Source organism: Nostoc sp. PCC 7107, from assembly GCF_000316625.1.
Lineage (GTDB): Bacteria > Cyanobacteriota > Cyanobacteriia > Cyanobacteriales > Nostocaceae > Nostoc_B.
Genome location: NC_019676.1, coordinates 924,086 through 941,528 on the forward strand (window position 1 = coordinate 924,086; position 17,443 = coordinate 941,528).

The 17,443-nt window shown below is 40.6% G+C and carries 15 protein-coding genes; 7 read left to right on the top strand and 8 right to left on the bottom strand.

Annotated features, from left to right (window positions below; translation table 11 throughout):
* Positions 1-36: 36 nt before the first annotated feature.
* The 3 genes from NOS7107_RS03875 to btpA all read right to left on the bottom strand — a co-directional run bounded on the left by NOS7107_RS03875 (position 37) and on the right by btpA (position 4,747).
* Positions 37-2,241 (bottom strand): CHASE2 domain-containing protein, encoded by a 2,205-nt coding sequence (locus NOS7107_RS03875; protein WP_015111683.1) that lies wholly within the window; start codon positions 2,239-2,241, stop codon positions 37-39.
* Positions 2,242-2,797: 556 nt separating this feature from the next.
* On the bottom strand, positions 2,798-3,790 hold the full coding sequence (locus NOS7107_RS03880) for a vitamin K epoxide reductase family protein (RefSeq protein WP_015111684.1): 993 nt from the start codon (positions 3,788-3,790) through the stop codon (positions 2,798-2,800).
* A 108-nt stretch (positions 3,791-3,898) separates the two neighbouring features.
* Positions 3,899-4,747, bottom strand: coding sequence for a photosystem I biogenesis protein BtpA (gene btpA, locus NOS7107_RS03885; protein ID WP_015111685.1), 849 nt, complete (start codon positions 4,745-4,747; stop codon positions 3,899-3,901).
* Positions 4,748-5,407: 660 nt separating this feature from the next.
* Here btpA and rimO point away from each other — a divergent pair.
* A complete protein-coding gene (gene rimO / locus NOS7107_RS03890) occupies positions 5,408-6,733 on the top strand; it encodes a 30S ribosomal protein S12 methylthiotransferase RimO (protein WP_015111686.1) in 1,326 nt (441 codons plus the stop codon).
* 57 nt (positions 6,734-6,790) lie between these two features.
* Positions 6,791-8,329, top strand: a complete 1,539-nt coding sequence (locus tag NOS7107_RS03895; RefSeq protein ID WP_015111687.1) for a DEAD/DEAH box helicase — start codon at positions 6,791-6,793, stop codon at positions 8,327-8,329.
* Positions 8,330-8,508: 179 nt separating this feature from the next.
* Here the strand turns inward: NOS7107_RS03895 and NOS7107_RS03900 are convergent, their stop codons facing one another.
* From NOS7107_RS03900 to NOS7107_RS03915, 4 genes are all read right to left on the bottom strand, one after another.
* On the bottom strand, positions 8,509-9,459 hold the full coding sequence (locus NOS7107_RS03900; RefSeq protein WP_015111688.1) for an aldo/keto reductase: 951 nt from the start codon (positions 9,457-9,459) through the stop codon (positions 8,509-8,511).
* Positions 9,460-9,597: 138 nt separating this feature from the next.
* The gene (locus tag NOS7107_RS03905; RefSeq protein WP_044500493.1) at positions 9,598-11,403 is read right to left on the bottom strand and encodes a PmeII family type II restriction endonuclease; all 1,806 of its coding nucleotides are present in this window, start codon (positions 11,401-11,403) and stop codon (positions 9,598-9,600) included.
* A gap of 349 nt (positions 11,404-11,752) precedes the next feature.
* A complete protein-coding gene (locus NOS7107_RS03910) occupies positions 11,753-11,950 on the bottom strand; it encodes a type II toxin-antitoxin system HicA family toxin (RefSeq protein WP_015111690.1) in 198 nt (65 codons plus the stop codon).
* 26 nt (positions 11,951-11,976) lie between these two features.
* The gene (locus NOS7107_RS03915; RefSeq protein WP_015111691.1) at positions 11,977-12,189 is read right to left on the bottom strand and encodes a DUF1902 domain-containing protein; all 213 of its coding nucleotides are present in this window, start codon (positions 12,187-12,189) and stop codon (positions 11,977-11,979) included.
* A gap of 193 nt (positions 12,190-12,382) precedes the next feature.
* Here NOS7107_RS03915 and NOS7107_RS03920 point away from each other — a divergent pair, with 193 nt between their 5' ends.
* From NOS7107_RS03920 to NOS7107_RS03940, 5 genes are all read left to right on the top strand, one after another.
* Complete coding sequence (locus NOS7107_RS03920; protein ID WP_015111692.1) at positions 12,383-12,655, top strand: hypothetical protein; 273 nt, start codon at positions 12,383-12,385, stop codon at positions 12,653-12,655.
* A 186-nt stretch (positions 12,656-12,841) separates the two neighbouring features.
* A complete protein-coding gene (locus tag NOS7107_RS03925; RefSeq protein ID WP_015111693.1) occupies positions 12,842-14,275 on the top strand; it encodes a BCD family MFS transporter in 1,434 nt (477 codons plus the stop codon).
* Positions 14,276-14,395: 120 nt separating this feature from the next.
* Positions 14,396-15,202, top strand: coding sequence for an inositol monophosphatase family protein (locus NOS7107_RS03930; protein WP_015111694.1), 807 nt, complete (start codon positions 14,396-14,398; stop codon positions 15,200-15,202).
* A 184-nt stretch (positions 15,203-15,386) separates the two neighbouring features.
* Complete coding sequence (locus tag NOS7107_RS03935) at positions 15,387-15,956, top strand: hypothetical protein (protein WP_015111695.1); 570 nt, start codon at positions 15,387-15,389, stop codon at positions 15,954-15,956.
* Between the two features lie 116 nt (positions 15,957-16,072).
* Positions 16,073-17,032 carry an alcohol dehydrogenase catalytic domain-containing protein gene (locus NOS7107_RS03940; RefSeq protein WP_015111696.1) on the top strand — a complete coding sequence of 320 codons (960 nt, stop codon included), beginning with the start codon at positions 16,073-16,075 and terminating at the stop codon, positions 17,030-17,032.
* 45 nt (positions 17,033-17,077) lie between these two features.
* Here NOS7107_RS03940 and NOS7107_RS03945 read toward each other — a convergent pair whose 3' ends face one another.
* Complete coding sequence (locus NOS7107_RS03945; RefSeq protein ID WP_015111697.1) at positions 17,078-17,365, bottom strand: hypothetical protein; 288 nt, start codon at positions 17,363-17,365, stop codon at positions 17,078-17,080.
* Positions 17,366-17,443 lie beyond the last annotated feature (78 nt).

The window sequence follows — 17,443 nt, forward strand, 5'->3', positions numbered from 1 at the left end:
CTTCTGGATTCTGCTGTCTGTATATCTATTGACTAATTAAGTCAACTCATACCGATTTTTACCTAAGTGTTTAGCACGGTACATAGCCGCATCGGCTTGTTGGATTAAAATTTCCGCATCTTGGCTGTTAATGGGATAGATACTGATCCCAATACTGGCAGAAATTTTAGTAGCGTATCCTGATAAAACAATTGGTTCCATGATACTGGCGAGAATTTTTTCTGCGACTCTAGCGGCTATTTGTACATCAGGAATTGCCCGTAGAATTACTGTAAATTCATCACCGCCCAGGCGGGAAACGGTATCACTTCCTCGCAAACAGTTGTTGAGTCTCTGGGCGACGATCACCAGCAAGCGATCGCCCATATCATGCCCTAAAGTATCATTGATTTGTTTAAACCCATCTAAGTCGATAAATAAAAGTCCTAGTAACAAGTCGTTATTTTGCGACCACAGCAACGACTCATAAAATTGTTCTACAAAAAATTTCCGATTAGATAAACCTGTCAGGGGATCATGATAAGCCAGATATCTTAAATGATCTTCTTTGAGTTTTAATTCAGTATTAGAGCGAAATAACTCATCCGCAGTGCGCCGCAGTTCTTCTTCCATTAACTTGCGCTGAGTAATATCTCGAATCACCCCCACTAAAAAAAAATTTCCAGCCGCATCTTTGTGTAGCGATCGCTTAGTCGCAATTAAATGAGTTTGACCAGTTGCATCAGTAAATTCCTCTTCATTTTCTCGCGGTTTTTTCAACGAAAAAACTAAATCATCTTGTTGACGAAAAACATCAGCTTCATGGCGAGGAAAAAATTCATAATATGATTTTTCCAGGAGTAAACTATCAGGATAACCAATGAATTGACAATAAGCTTCATTTAAGACAATCCACTGATGCTTTTCATTTTTGACAAAAATTGGATCAGGAATAGAATTGATGACTTGATGCAGAAACTCTTTAGAACGCTTCAATTCCTCCTGCATATACGCAATATGAAAAATCATCCATATAGATGCGCTACTAAAGGTGAGTATTCCAGGAATTAAGGGAAACCACCAACCAGCTAAGAAAGCTAGATAACTGCTCAAAGACAGTATTAATAAAGATAGTAAAACTCTAGGAATACTTTTACTGAAAGATTTAATCTGCCAAATAATTGCTGAACCCAAATAAGACCACCCCAAAATCCATAAGTACTCCCAGAATTTTGGCCAAACCTTTAATAAAGGTCTTCCTTCAAGGGCAGATGAGATTAACTCACTAATAAAATAAGCTTGCAGTTCAATACCAGCCACAGGTTTGGAGGTACCCAACATTTGACCAGAATAAGGAATAAATGCAAAATCTTGCAAACTGGGAGCAGTTGAACCAATCAAGACAATGCGATCGCGTATCCAACTTATTGGTACTTTGCCATCAAGTACATCACTCATCGATATCTGGCGGAAACTACAGAACTCGCCAGATTTTTTATAACATGATGGTTTAGGAAAGTTAGCTAAAATTTGATATCCTTTATCATCAGTCCTCACATAACCACCATCATTGCCTCGAAATGGGATAAATACAGCCTTACCCAAGCTTAAATAATCAGGGTTTTCAGTAGCTTTTTTCGGTGAAATATTTTCTGCTTGTAAATACCGTAATGCTAACTTCAGGGCGAAACTTTCGTAGTGTTGATTATTCATGTGCAAATACAACAAATTTCGCCGGACTTTGCCATCAATGTCATATAGTAAATTATTAAAACCAACTTGTTGAGGATTCAATTTTAGTGGTGCTAAAACCCGCGTGTTTGTTCTCTCAGTTAATAGTTGAATACCTATTAAATTAGGCATTGAACTATAAACATTAAGCAATTCCTGGTGTCCTGGATTTACTGCTAAGTCCCGATAAATATCTAAGCCAATGGCACGAGGTTGATAAACTTGTAATTTTTTCAATAACTGAGCAATGACACCATCAGGAATTGGCCAAGAACCCACTCGACGCAAAGAATCTTCATCGATAGCTACAATCGTCATGCGTTCTTCTGGTTGTTCGGTTGGACGTAAGCGAAAGAAATGATCTAACCCTGCTAACTCTAAGGATTGAAACATTCCTACAGAACGCAACAGTATAATGCAGACCGCAACGCTAAAAGCAACAACTAATTGTCTATATTTTCGATCAAGTAACTGTTTCAGGTTCAAATTCAAATTTGAACTGACAAAACTCTTACCTAGCTGCTTACTCATTCCCATTACCTAGTAGGGAGAAATACTTTTAATTGGTACAGTTATAAACTAGTTATAAATAATTCAGTAAATAAACTTAAAATTTACTACAAATGTAGCAAAAAAAACTAATCCGTATAATTATGCTCCAGCAAATAATTTGAAATAGTGTTAACAAAGAAGAATTCATGATGAGTGATGATTAAGCAAAGGTTTAACAGTATTTCCGTATGGATGAGGAACAGGTTCAGTAAAAATATTGACTACTAATAACAAAAGTATATTTTCATTGACCAAAAAGGGACAAATATTTTATTTGGTCAATGAGAGCTAATACCATTTTGGATTTTAGATTTTGGAGGTGTTGACTAGTAAAGTTTTCAGCAATCTATCTGTCACAATCATTTTTCAATTTGGTATCAGAAATCAAAAATTTCAACAATTTTGTTGTAACTTATACTAACGCTGGAAAGCAGATTTGCAAAAAAAATAGGTCAACTGGGAACATTTTGTTACATGAATCCAATTGACCGCCACAGGTGAAATCCAATTTAAAAAACAGTCGTACTGACAGTAATTACTTAAAATACTTAAAGTTGGTCGGGCCTGTATAACCAGTAATCTTGGCTAATTCTGTGAGGTTTTGAACACCACTATAAGTTTGACCATTGATAATCCAAGTGGGGAAAGCTTGGACTTTAGCAGCTTGGCATAATTCTGGTTTACCTTGAGGACTGTCGCCAGCACATTCTATGGGAATGTTATTATCCTTGAGGATCTGGTAAGCTTCTTTGCCAAAGATGAGCTTTTGTTCGTGGCAATGAGGACACCAATAGGCAACATATTCTTTAGCCTCTACCTTCAACAGATGTTTGGCTAAGGCGATTTCTGCTTCACCAGAGGTTGTAGTAATTTCCCAACCAAATTCTGGGTTAGGGGTTTGTGTGGGTGACGGTATAAAACTAATTTTTTCTTGTCCACCAGTTGAGCCAGATATTGTACCTGATTGATTCACACCAGCATAAACACCTAAAGTGCCGAGCAATGTAACCATACCCACAATTAGGGCAATAAATAAAATCTGTCCAATATCTTCCCAGGTGCGGCCAAGAATTGTCAGAACTAACAAACTGAGGGAGAACAAAGCAGATGCTAGACAGTAAGGACACAATGCTTTGATTTGGAAAGCCAGCACATACATTAAATAGCCGCTGAAAACAGACATGGCGATCGCTCCCACCAACAACAGCAACCATGTCCAGTTTTCGATTTGTTGGCGCTGGTTGTTGTCTTCAGATTTCAATACCAAGGGAGCCAAAGCCAAAATCACCATACCGATGTATGCCAAAAATCCAAACAAAGCTAGTGGTTGACCAAAAACTGTACCCCAAGCACTAGAAAGTACATCGTTACAGCCTTTAGTCCCAGCTTGTGCTACACAAGCTGCACTACCTCCGGTTAACTTTTCGATTGTGAGATAGCCTGTGACTAAGGCACCACATCCGGCGATCGCGGCAATTATTGGGCGCGACCATTTATGAATCCAAGGAGTAGAACGGCGGCGAATCATAACTGCGAAGTATGAAGTACAAAGTGTGAAGTCTGAAGTGTGAAGTCTGAAGTGTGAAGTCTGAAGTGTGAAGTACACAAGCCCTTCTGACTCCTTACTTCCTACTGACTATGAATGTAACTTGACTTGTTCTGAAGATTTGCTTGTATTTTTGGAGTTCCAACTGCGACGTGCAGCTTCCACAAATTGACTGACGCGAATGGGATCAATTGGTTGCTCAATCCGACCATGACGTTTTAAGGAACTGGAAACAATGACTCCATCTGCTGCCTGCAACAGTGTGCCAATATTTTCCCAATTGGCTCCACTACCGACAAATACTGGTGTACTGTTGGCTGCACCACAAGCGAGTTCTAAATCTTCCTGATTAGGCGGACTACCTGTAGCCCAACCAGATAAAATTACTGCATCAGCTAAACCTCTTTCGATAGTGTCTTTGACCGCAACAGTGAGATTGGGTGAACTTAAAGGCCGGGCGTGCTTAACTAAAACATCTGCCAAAATTTTGACATCGCAGCCCAATTCTCGACGATAGCGGAGTAATTGATGGGCTTCGCCTTCAATTAATCCTTGATCCGTCGCCATTACTCCTGTCAATACATTCACACGGATAAATTCTGCCCGCACACAACTGGCGATCGCGATCGCACTTTTGGCATCATTCCGCAACACATTTAAGCCCAGCGGCAAGGTTACTAAATTTTGTATCCTTTGCACCACTACAGTCATAGCACTCACAACTGCTGGATCAACCTGGTTTTTCGTAAATGGTGCGTCGAAAAAATTTTCCACAATAATGCCATCAACTCCGCCACTGGCAAGAGCCGTTGCTTCTTGTTCGGCGCGGTCAATCACAGCTTTTAGGCTACCTCCCCAGCGGGGTGAGGTGGGTAATGGCAGTAGATGAACTACGCCAATAATTGGTGTACGAGTTTTAAAGATCTGATATAAGTCCACGTCTTCAAATATTATTCAGGGATTAGGGATTAGGGATGGGGTTTTCGGATTAAAATTCACCTAGCTCCCATTTTCTCGTCTCACGTCCCTAGTTCCTTGATTAGCATTGATATGTTCTCTGGTACTAGTTTCACTACCTCCATCTGTGGATGGAATTTGGCGTAAAACGTTCCATAAGATATGTTAAGATAAAACCTGTCTACAAGAGGAGTTTGCCACTCACAAGACGCAAGGCAGCTTCCCGTAGTTTAGGCATCTTGTCTGAGCATTGGGCAGCATTACTGCTTGATTAGGCGTAGTCGCAAGTGCGATTTCCCTAGGGTAGCGACTTCTCACAACCAGCCTTTTGGGCGGCTTCCCGACGGGTAAATTAGCAACGTATACGCTGCGGTAGTGTAAAATACTAACAACAAGCGATTTGTTAAAAAATATTACAAGTGTCTCAAATATTCAAAGACACTCCTATTTACCCTGGGAAACAGACTAATAGTAGACATAATCATAGCATGACCGCAAATTATCCAGGTCATAAATCCACTCTCCAGTTGTTGATAGTGGCAAAATCTACCTGGGCGTTGTCAGCAACAAAGGTGTGCATAACAAAGAGCGGAGTTACCGTTCTTTGTGTGACCTAGAAGAACAAACCTCAGAAATTAGAGTATGGGTGAAAAGCCAACAATAGCAATATCTCATTTGGGCTGCGAGAAAAATCGAATTGATACAGAACATATGCTAGGGCTGCTGGTAGAAGCAGGTTATGGCGTAGATACAAATGAAGAGTTAGCAGATTACGTTATCGTTAATACTTGTAGTTTTATTGAAGCAGCAAGAGAAGAATCTGTCAGAACTTTAGTAGAATTAGCAGAGGCTAATAAAAAAATCGTTATAACAGGCTGCATGGCGCAGCATTTCCAAGAGCAATTATTGGAAGAGTTGCCAGAAGCAGTAGCAGTGGTGGGTACAGGCGACTATCACAAAATCGTCAATGTCATTGAGCGGGCCGAACAAGGAGAGCGTGTTAAACAAATTAGCGCCGAACCAACTTATATCGCCGATGAAACCACACCGCGTTACCGCACGACCACAGAGGGTGTTGCCTACCTGAGAGTAGCTGAAGGATGCGATTATCGGTGTGCGTTTTGTATTATTCCTTATCTGCGAGGAAATCAGCGATCGCGGACTATTGAATCGATTGTCGCTGAAGCCGAGCAGTTGGCGAACCAAGGTGTAAAAGAAATCATTCTGATTTCCCAGATCACGACCAATTACGGATTGGACATTTACGGCAAGCCCAAACTAGCCGAATTACTCCGAGCCTTGGGCAAAGTGAATCTACCTTGGATTAGAATGCACTATGCCTATCCCACAGGATTGACCCCAGATGTAATTGCGGCAATCCAAGAAACACCGAACGTTTTACCTTACTTGGATTTGCCTTTGCAACATTCTCATCCTGAAATTTTGCGCTCCATGAACCGTCCTTGGCAAGGGCAGGTAAATAATGAAATTATCGAGCGCATCAAAACTGCACTACCAACAGCAGTGTTGCGAACAACATTTATTGTTGGTTTTCCGGGAGAAACGCCAGAGCATTTTGAGCATCTACTAAACTTCGTGCAGCAGCATGAATTTGATCATGTTGGTGTCTTTACCTTTTCACCAGAAGAAGGAACCCCTGCTTATAGTTTGCCCAATCAGTTACCCCAAGAACTGATGGACGAACGGCGGCAAAGACTCATGGAACTTCAGCAACCAATTTCTTGGCGCAAAAATCAACAGGAAATCGGCAAAGTCGTTGATGTCCTGATTGAGCAAGAAAATCCTGAAAGTGGTGAATTAATTGGTCGTTCAGGCAGAAGTTCGCCAGAAGTCGATGGTCAGGTGTATGTTACAGGCGCAGCGAAATTAGGAACCATTGTGCCGGTAGCAATTCGCAGTGCTGATACTTATGACCTCTACGGTCAAGTTGTTGAGAGTTACAAATAGATTTCGATTTCCCAATCTAAAAATCTAAAAATCTAAAAACAAAATCTAGGAGAATTGATGAATCTTTCGTTTCTTGAACTAGGAATTTCCCAAGACCGCGCAGAACTATTAGAAAAAATGGGCTTTACTGCGCCTACTAACATTCAAATTCAAGCCATTCCTCAACTATTGTCAGGCAGAGATGTAGTAGGACAGTCTCAAACAGGAACAGGCAAAACAGCAGCCTTTTCCCTACCAATTTTAGAACGGCTGGATGTCAACCAAAGAGCCGTGCAAGCTATAGTTTTAACACCAACCCGTGAATTAGCGATTCAAGTTCATGATGCTATCAGCCAATTTATTGGCAACAGTAGCTTACGGGCTTTAGCAATTTACGGTGGTCAATCAATTGACCGCCAAATTATGCAACTCAAGCGGGGTGTTCACGTCGTTGTCGGGACTCCTGGACGGGTGATTGACTTGTTAGAACGCGGTTGCTTGAAATTAGATCAAGTGAAGTGGTTTGTGTTGGATGAAGCCGATGAAATGTTGAGCATGGGCTTTATCGATGATGTTGAGAAAATTCTTTCTCAAGCACCTCAAGATCGTCAAACAGCCTTGTTCTCAGCGACAATGCCACCCTCAATTAGAATGTTGGTGAACAAGTTTTTACACTCGCCAGTCACAGTCACCGTTGAACAACCTAAAGCTGCACCCAACAAAATCAATCAAGTAGCTTATTTAATTCCCCGTCACTGGACAAAAGCCAAAGCTTTACAGCCAATTCTGGAAATGGAAGATCCAGAAACAGCCTTAATCTTTGTCCGTACCAGAAGAACGGCGGCAGAATTAACCAACCAACTGCAAGCCGCTGGTCACAGTGTGGACGAATATCACGGTGATTTGTCCCAACAAGCCAGAGAACGGTTATTAACTCGCTTCCGTAATCGCCAAGTGCGCTGGGTAGTAGCTACTGACATTGCTGCACGCGGTTTAGATGTTGACCAACTATCTCACGTAATTAACTACGACTTACCTGATAGCGTAGAAACCTACGTGCATCGGATTGGTCGGACTGGTCGTGCTGGTAAAGAAGGTACAGCAATTACCTTGGTGCAGCCTTTTGAGCGTCGCAAACAACAAATATTTGAGCGCCATAACCGTCAAAGCTGGCAATTACTTTCCATTCCTACACGGGCGCAAATTGAAGCACGACATATCAATAAATTGCAAGAACAAGTAAGAGAAGCTCTGACTGGAGAACGCTTAGCTTCATTCTTGCCCATTGTCAGCGAATTGATTGAACAGTATGATGCTCATGCGATCGCTGCTGCTGCACTGCAACTTGCTTACGATGAAACCCGTCCCGCTTGGTTAAGCTCAGATGTAGAAATTCCCCAAGAGGAACTTCCTGTGGCTAAACCCAAAATTGTCAAGCAACGTCGGGAATTTTCTGGCGACAGAAACCGTTCTTGGAACAAATCAGATTCTAACAACGGTGACGATGACAGACGCTCTACTCCCAAGCCTAAACTGCGGACAGGCGGCCGTCGTGAAGCTCCCGTTTCTGCCAATCAAAAGCTAGGCTCATCTTCAGCTCGAGAATCAGCTTCTTAGTCAAGAATTAATAGTCAATGGTCAATAGTGATTAGTTACTGGCTGTTGATTATTTAACTTTGACTGCTAACAGTTTCTATCAGCTTGTAGGAACATAGATAAAGATGTCTTTTCCATAGTCTTATGTTCACAATTGCAGATTTAGAGCAGCTACAAGCTGAATATTTACAATTTAAGAGTTAATTTAACCAAGGACGAGTAATTTTTTCTAGTTCTTCAATTTCATCCTTATTTAATTGCCAGCCTAAAGCGCCAGTATTTTGTCTCACTTGTTCAGATGTTTTTACCCCAGCGATGGGAATTACATTACCTTGAGCAATTAACCAGTTGAGTGCGACTTGAGCCGGAGTCCGATTGCGTTTTTCTCCTATACTACGTAATAGAGATATCACTGGTGCGATTTTTTGCAAGCCTTCTTTTCCAAATTTTGGATCTATCTTTCTAGCACCACTTAGTGATTCAAGATTTTCAGCAGTATATTTGCCTGTGAGTAATCCTTGAGCTAAAGGACTATAAGCTAAAATTGTTACCCCTAGTTCACGGGCTGTGGCGATAATACCACTACTTTCTACTTGGCGCGTGAGTAGAGAATAACGTACTTGATTGACTGCTAATGGAACTCCTCTAGCTGCTAATATTTGATGTGCTTCTCGCATTTGCGCTGCTGAGTAATTACTGACACCGACTGCGCCAATTCTTCCCCGCTTCACTTCATCGGCTAAGGTGTTCATCAGTGTTTCTTGACTCAAAAAGAAAGCAAACGGCCAATGCACTTGATACAGTTCAATTCTCTGTAGTTGCAAGCGTTTGAGACTTTCTGTTAAAGCATCACTCACAGATTGTCCGGTAAATCGCCAAGGGACAGGGCCAAATTTAGTAGCAACTTGTACAGGTTGTTGTGTCTGTTTGATAAATTGCCCTAAAAACTTTTCTGACAGCCCCATTCCGTAAATTTCGGCGGTGTCAAAAAAGGTAACACCCGCTTCTAAAGCTGCTGTAAAGGCTGCTTGTAGTTGTTCTGGGCCGTAATCGCTGCCATAATTCCAAAAGAGTTTATCACCCCAAGCCCAAGTACCAATACACAGGGGTGGAACCGTCGGGCCGTTTTTGCCTAATGTGATTGTTTCCACGATCGCAATATCTATAGATTTACATTTCTTTACTTTTTTAGTGTAGCGTTGGTCAGTACTATGTGATTTTGGTGTGATCGCGATTTATTATGCCAGTCTTTTCTTTAAATCAGTCTATAACCGTTCATCTGTAGCTAACTACTCTTCAAAATCCAGCGCATCTGCTAAATCTAGAGGTTCTTCTAAATCTGAATCTCTTCCTTCTAATTCCAATGTCAACTGTTGAGATACGGGTTCTAATTTGACATCCCCTTTCTTAGACACATAATCAACAAGCTTAATCCAATCAATACGACCCTTGTTAGTAAAATACTGCATAAATTCAAAAGTCATTTCATTAACCTTTGCATCCAGAGTAGACTTAAAAAGTTCATCCTTTTTCTTTGCCTCTTCTCCGATAGGCACAATCATCTCTTGATAAAGGTTAGGATTTTCTGAGATAAATTCCCAAAACTCTTGCCCTACATATTTAAAATATGTTTTATCAGCATCTACATCTTTTTTCAAAGGATTACTATCTTTGCCATACATACAGCCATTAACAGCAATGATATTATTTGTGACACCTTGTTTAATTAAAAACTGCCTAGCTTTTTTAAAATTATCTTTCATCTTACTAATTTGGTCAGAGTTACCCCAATTAGTACCAGATTTAATTCCTACAATATAATAATTTTCATCCCGCTTAAACTCTAGATCAATACTATTGAGCTTTGACTTAAAACCACCGTACAAAGTTTCAGATATATGTATGGCAAAGCCTTCTAATAAATTACCAAAGATGGTTTCTTCCTGCGAAGAAAGAAATGCAGTAATTATACTATCAACAAAATCTTGGGCGCGTTCAATATTTTTTGCCTTAAATAAATAAGGGTTTTTTCGTTTCAGAACATCTTTGAGCTTTAATTTGCTCAACTTCTCAAATCTTTTGTCATAAAAAGGTGTAAGAACATATTTAATCAAATAATCATGATAAATTTCCGAGTTTGCGCCAGCCACATTTAATTCCTCATAATTTTGATTACTGTTATTTAAAATTTGAGTATGAGAAACTGCGGTTTTAATATTCAGTTCTGCTAATTCACAATATTCTCTTTTAATTTCAATTCCTACATAATTTCTGCCTAGTTCTTTAGCAGCTACACAAGATGTTCCTGAACCTGCAAATGGGTCGAGGACTACATCATCTACATCAGTGAATAGCTTGATAAACCATGAAGGAATAGTTTTCGGAAAAGCTGCACTATGATTTTTATTTCCACATTCAGTTGCTAAATGTAAAACATTTGTTGGATAGGCCATTTTCCGCTCTACCCAATTAGAAATATTTTTACCAAATCCACTCTCTACTTTAGAATTATCACGTCTTTTATCTGTTTCGCTCAAATTCTTGAGACGTGACTTTGCCCAATCTCCCATAGGAACCATGACAGATTCCTGATACATCTTGAATTTCTTTTGCTTGTTAAAGTGTAAACAACGCTCCCAAGAATCTCGAAAACGATTAGACCATTTGCCAGGATAACTATTTTTTTTATGCCATATATATTCTTCAGTCCATAGCCATCCTTGCTGCTGCATTCCTAAAATTAAATTCAATACGTATGGATGTCTTTGCCCATCAACAACTTTCTCTTTAATATTAAGAATGAAGGAACCTTCTGGTTTGAGGACTCTTTTTAGTTCTAAAGCTCTTGCTAGAAACCAATCTGTATATTCATCTGGAGAAATTCCTCCATAGGTTTTTTTCCGACTATCAGCATAGGGAGGCGAGGTGATAATTAAATCAATGCTTGCAGAAGGCAACTTTTGGAGTACCTCTAAACAATCACCTAGAATCAGCTTATTCTTCCAAGTTTGTGGGTGATTCTGCTCTACTAACCCTAAATTCTGAATCAGAATTTCCTCAGTTTCCAAGGTAATATTTAGTGCTGCTTCTGCCATTGCCAAACCTGTTAAAATTAAATCTTGCTTGACCACAATATAGTTAAGTATGCAGCACTCTATACTACCTCAAAAAATGTATAAAAAGATGTTAGTCTTTTCATTAACTCAGCTATTCTTGACGATTAATCGCGTGTTTTATCGAGTTAGCTGTATATGAAGCTCTAAGGCACTGCTACATCGCTATTTTAAGCCGTCAGATTCAGCTACCACATCAAGCCCAGGCGATCGCTTGATTGCAACTACCGCAGTTTACCACCAGTTGAATTTAGCTACTGCCGATAACAAAAAATTTACGTTTGATTGTCATAGCCGGAGTGCGATCGCACTTTTGAATTCTCAACTAAACTCAAAAATATTTGTTTAAGCAACCTTGCTTCAAAACTCCGTTTGCAGTATGGCGTGATTTAATTTTGCTATCAACTACAAAGTTAATATTTGTAATTGGGCTGTACCAAATTTCATGATCTCCTTTACCCTGTCTTATGAAATAACATCCAGCTTTTAGCAAAAGTTTTTTAACTTCAGGAGTAAAGGAAATACTCATTAGCCAGCCACTTTAATTGCTTCACGTCAATGTGTCGTTAATTCTAAATCAATGTAATCTTTCTGGCAAGCTTCTACTTGATTTAACTCACAAAGTTCTGGAATCATCAATTTGAGTTTTTCTGTTAATAATTCAATAGTAGAAGCTTCTGTAATCAATCCAGGCAAATCATCACTACTAGCTACCCACACCTCAGCTTCAGAATCCCAAAAAGCACTTACTCTAATAACAGTGTTCATGCTTTACTTTTTTAGTTATTGCGTATTATGTAAATAATTTTAGTTAAGTTCTTCAGCTTTTCGCAAGTTACTTACAAAGAGAACCTTCAATTCTTTAGAAACATTCGTGTAATCCGGCATTACCATCTAACCTCTGTAGCTTTTGCTCTACAATAAAGTGAAGAATCTAACCGCTTAAACAAGGGATTGATTTATGTCCCACCCAACACTTAGTAACCAAGAAGTCTCTCGACGTGGAAAGGAACTCTACGAAAAAAGTATCCGTGCCACAGTTGAGACACAAGAAAATATTGGCAAAATTATCTCGATTAATGTTGAAACGGGGGATTACGAAATCGGTGATGATTTAGTCGAAACGAGTCTGCGATTAAAATCCAAGCAACCCAATGCAGCACTTTGGGGAGAAAGAATTGGTTATGATGCCGTTTATGCCGTTGGTGGTACATTGCTCAGGATGGCACAGTGATACTCTCTTGGTATAGATTTTTGTGAAGGCGGTACGGTTCTGGTGGATGAAATTCTATAACTTGAAAGCATCTCTATCGCCAAAACTCAAAATTCATCACCCGAAATAGCTGGGTTTTTGGAATATCGAACAGTTTATCTTTAATTAAAGAGAGACTATTTTGATAAACCATCCAAAAAACTAACTATGGCAAGCGGTGAAGTGTTTGATACAGAAACAAAATACCCAGTTGCGCCAAGGGTCAATTTACCGACTATGTTTCGGCTTGGCTTATTTCAAATGGGGCTGAGTATGATGTCGATTTTGACTCTGGGCGTACTCAACAGGGTCATGATTCAAGAAATAGCGATTCCGGCGACGTTGGTGGCGCTGGTGCTGGCTTTACCTGCGTTTGTGTCGCCTTCGCGGATATGGTTTGGTCAGATGTCTGATGCTAAACCGTTATGGGGTTATCACCGGACAGCTTATGTGTGGGTCGGGGCGGCGATATTTGCGATCGCGGCTTTTTTAGCTGTACAAGTAATGTGGCAACTGAATAATGCTGCGAGTGTTTCTGGTGATTGGGTTTGGACAACTCAAACTATCGGCTGGACAGCACTGCTATCTTTAGTTTTTGCTGTGTACGGTTTAGCAATTTGTGCTAGTGGTACGGCTTTCGCGGCTTTATTAGTAGATGTGTCGGAAGAAGATAACCGTTCTAAAGTTGTCGGTGTAGTTTGGTCGATGCTAATGGTGGGAATTATCGTCGGTGCAATCATTAGTTCTAGCTTGCTCAAACAATTAACACCAGAAGCAAGTGTAGAGACATTACAGGCATCGATCAACCAATTATTTATCATTGTCCCAGCTATTGTATTTGGATTGGCGATCGCTGCAACTTTTGGTGTTGAAAAAAAATACTCCCAATATGCCAACCGTTCCACATTGGTAAACCGCGAAGACAGCATTACCCTAGACGCAGCTTGGAAAATCTTAACAGCCAGTCCCCAAACAGGTTTATTTTTCACCTTTTTGGTGGTGATGACATTGTGCTTGTTTATGCAAGACCCAATTTTAGAGCCTTATGCTGGTCAGGTGTTTAAAATGCCTTTGGCGGAAAGCACCAAATTGAATATTTATTATGGTATGGGTTTGCTGGTTGCTTACGCTGTGGCTGGATTTTTGATTGTCCCGCGTTTAGGTAAGCGCAGAAGCGCCCGCTTAGGCTGTATGTTGGTGGCTTTGTGTGCATTATTGCTGGGTATTTCGGGATTTACCGCCAATGCAGCGTTCCTGAAGCTGGCTTTGGTGTTATTTGGTTTAGCGACTGGGTTCTTGACAACGGCCGCAATTAGCTTGATGCTTGATTTGACAGCAGCGGAAGCCGCTGGGACATTTATTGGTGCATGGGGACTAGCACAGTCTATATCTAGGGGTTTAGCAGTTGTTATCGGCGGTACACTCTTGGATATCGGGCGGAGAGTGTTACCCAGTTTGGAACTAGCTTATGGGTTGGTATTTGCTTTAGAAGCCGTGGGAATGGTGCTGTCAATTGGCTTTCTCAACCGCGTCAACATCACAGAATTTCAAACTAGTACCAAACAGGCGATCGCATCTGTCTTAGAAAGCGATCTAGACTAATTAAAATTTGGTGTATGGGTATTAAGGTAAGGCAAAAGGAAAAAGGCAAAAGTAAAAAAACTAATCTTTTACTTTTTACTTTTAACTTTTTCCTTAATTAATTCACTCCTTAATAATCACATGAATGATTTTTGGTTAACGGTTCTCGATTTTGCCCACACTACAACTAGCAGAGTGGGTAAACAACTAATACAAGATTTTGGGCAAGTACAGGCTTTACAAAAAGCTGATGGTACTTTAGTAACACGCGCAGATAAATGGGCAGATCAGGAAATTCGGGATGCGATCGCCTCTAATTTTTCTGGTTATGGTATTCTCAGCGAAGAAGCCGACAAGACATTTCCGGGGACAGAATGGTGTTGGGTCATTGACCCTTTAGATGGGACAACAAATTTTACCCGTGGTATTCCTATCTGGTCGATTTCTCTGGGTTTGCTGTATCAAGGTACGCCTGTATTTGGGTATGTTCACGTACCGCTATTGGGTCAGAGTTTTCACGGTTTTTGGCCAGGTACGTCAGGTTTAGCCACACCCACGGGCGCATTTCTCAACAATCATCCCATCCACACTAGTGTTGATGCTCCCAGCAGTAATCACTTTTTTAACCTTTGTTCTCGCAGTACCTCTGTTATTCAGCCAGGATTTCCCTGCAAAATTCGGATGTTGGGTGTGGCTAGTTATAACTTTCTGACAGTGGCGACTGGGGCGGTGTTAGGAGGAATTGAAGCGACACCGAAAGTTTGGGATATAGCTGGTGCTTGGGTAATTGTGCAAGCGGCTGGTGGGAGTTGGAAGTCTCTCAAATCTGAGCCATTTCCTTTGATATCTGGAGAAGATTATAGCGATAGCTCTTATCCTACCTTAGTTCTTAGTAGTTCAGACTTGGCTCCTGTGTTTGCGCCATTTCTCCAAGATTTGAAAATTTAATGTCTATCAGATAGTTGATATAAAAAGCCTACACCAATCTTTATGGCGTAGGCTTTTATACGCAGTTTAACGAAAAGTTGAACCAACAATGTTTTTAGTGTAAATCGATTTCTACTTATCCTGATTGGATTATAAGTCTGGCGAAACTACTAAGTTACATAACCTTGTACTTGGTATAAATTTTATGTTATCCAATCTGGAGTTAATTCGTGAGTTTGTAGACAAAACTATCCACAACACAGATATTTTGTTATCTAACTCTGCTTTGACCGCGCAAACTGTATATAAAACTAACCAACTTACCGCCAAATCTCAAGGTGTAATTTCTACATCCCAGTTAAATAGCACATTCTCGGAGTTTCTCGTTCAGGCAAATTCCTCTCATTGGGAATCGATCAATCAGGTATTAGTAGAATACAGTTATCTCTTAAAAGGCGAGATAGACAATCGAGGTTTCTATCGATATAAATATTGCCAAGTGCCAAAAGGCTATCAGATGCACTGTACTAAATCTGTTTTGCTATGGCGTGCTTGGTGGAGATATCGCAAGAATGTTTTAAAAGGTGGTATTCCTTTGGATCTTTTGATTCAAAATCGTGATGCTTGGTATCCTATCAGAGATTTAATTATTAGTGATGGATTGCTATATATCAAAACTTTAGGAAGTGAAATCGCCGTTCATTCCGAAGATTTGATCATTTGGTTAAATAAAATAGGCGTTAATTGCCATCAGGATACGGGGGAATTTGCCTAGGCTTGGAGTGATTTCACAAACGCAGAGGGGCGCAGAGTTAAGCGCAGAGTCACGCGGAGTAGAGTAATGTTGTTATACATTCACCTGTTGGTGCAGTATCTACTAGTGGAATAGCGATGAAAGGACTGTGGCTCGAAAACCAACAACTGGAACTACGCACAGATATTCCAGTTCCCAAACCTGAACCAGGGGAAGCTTTGGTGCGTGTTTTACGGGCGGGAATTTGTAATACTGACCTGGAGTTGAAGCGGGGTTACTATCCATATACTGGTATTTTGGGGCATGAGTTTGTTGGTATTGTGGAACAAGGGCCGGAGAACTTAATCAATAAACGGGTAGTAGGCGAAATTAATGCAGCCTGTGGTTATTGTCGTTTTTGTCGCCGAGGACAGCCGACTCACTGCGAAAATCGCACAGTATTGGGTATTGTGAACCGTCACGGGGCTTTTGCAGATTATCTGTGTTTACCCGTAAAAAACTTACATCCTGTACCGGATAATGTGTCTACAGACATTGCAACTTTTACCGAACCACTAGCAGCAGCGTTGGAAATTCAGCAGCAGGTTGTTTTGTGTGCAGATGACCGGGTGTTAGTGGTGGGAGATGGGAAACTTGGTCAACTTGTAGCCCAAACCCTGGCTTTAACTGGCTGCGACTTATTGGCGTTGGGTCGTCATCCCGAAAAACTGGCGAATTTAGCAGCCAGAGGAATTAAAACGGGTTTAATTGATGCAGTTACCGATAAAGCTTTTGATATCTCCGTAGATTGTACTGGTAATCCTGAAGGATTTGCGATCGCTCGTCGCGCTTTACGACCTCGTGGTACGTTAGTGATGAAAAGTACATACGCAGGCAATTTAAGTTTAGATGCTTCGTCTTTGGTTGTGGACGAAATCACCCTTATTGGTTCTCGTTGTGGCCCTTTCCCTGCGGCTTTGGAATTATTAGCAGCAGAAAAAGTAGACGTAAAACCCTTGATTTATGCTCATTATCCCCTCACAGAAGCTATTGCAGCTTTTGAAGAGGCGCAACGTCGGGGCGTTTTAAAAGTATTATTGGACGTTGGGGAAGTATGAAGTATGAAATTTATACTTGATGGATTTCCCTAAAACCCTAAACCCTTAATACAAATAAGGATTTGTCTTAGGTTGGTAGTCCATACAGTTAATTGCATCTTCTGTGTTAGCGAGGGACGGGTGTACAGTACATTTCAGACGGTAGTCGTCGGTGAAAAATTGGCACCCAGGACAGGGGACTTGGTGCATTTGTTTGGCTGTAGCTACGCTATCCCGCGCTGCTGTCCACAGACTCCAGACGACGAGAATAATCAAACTCCATGCACCAATAAAACAAATCGGTACTAAAAATTTTTGAATGCCGTGAATAATAAATATAATTGCTTGTAACACTGCCAGTCCTGATCAAAATAACAGTTAGAAGTTATGTTATCGCAGTGTGAAGGGCTAATTTCTGAGTCTTAGGTAATA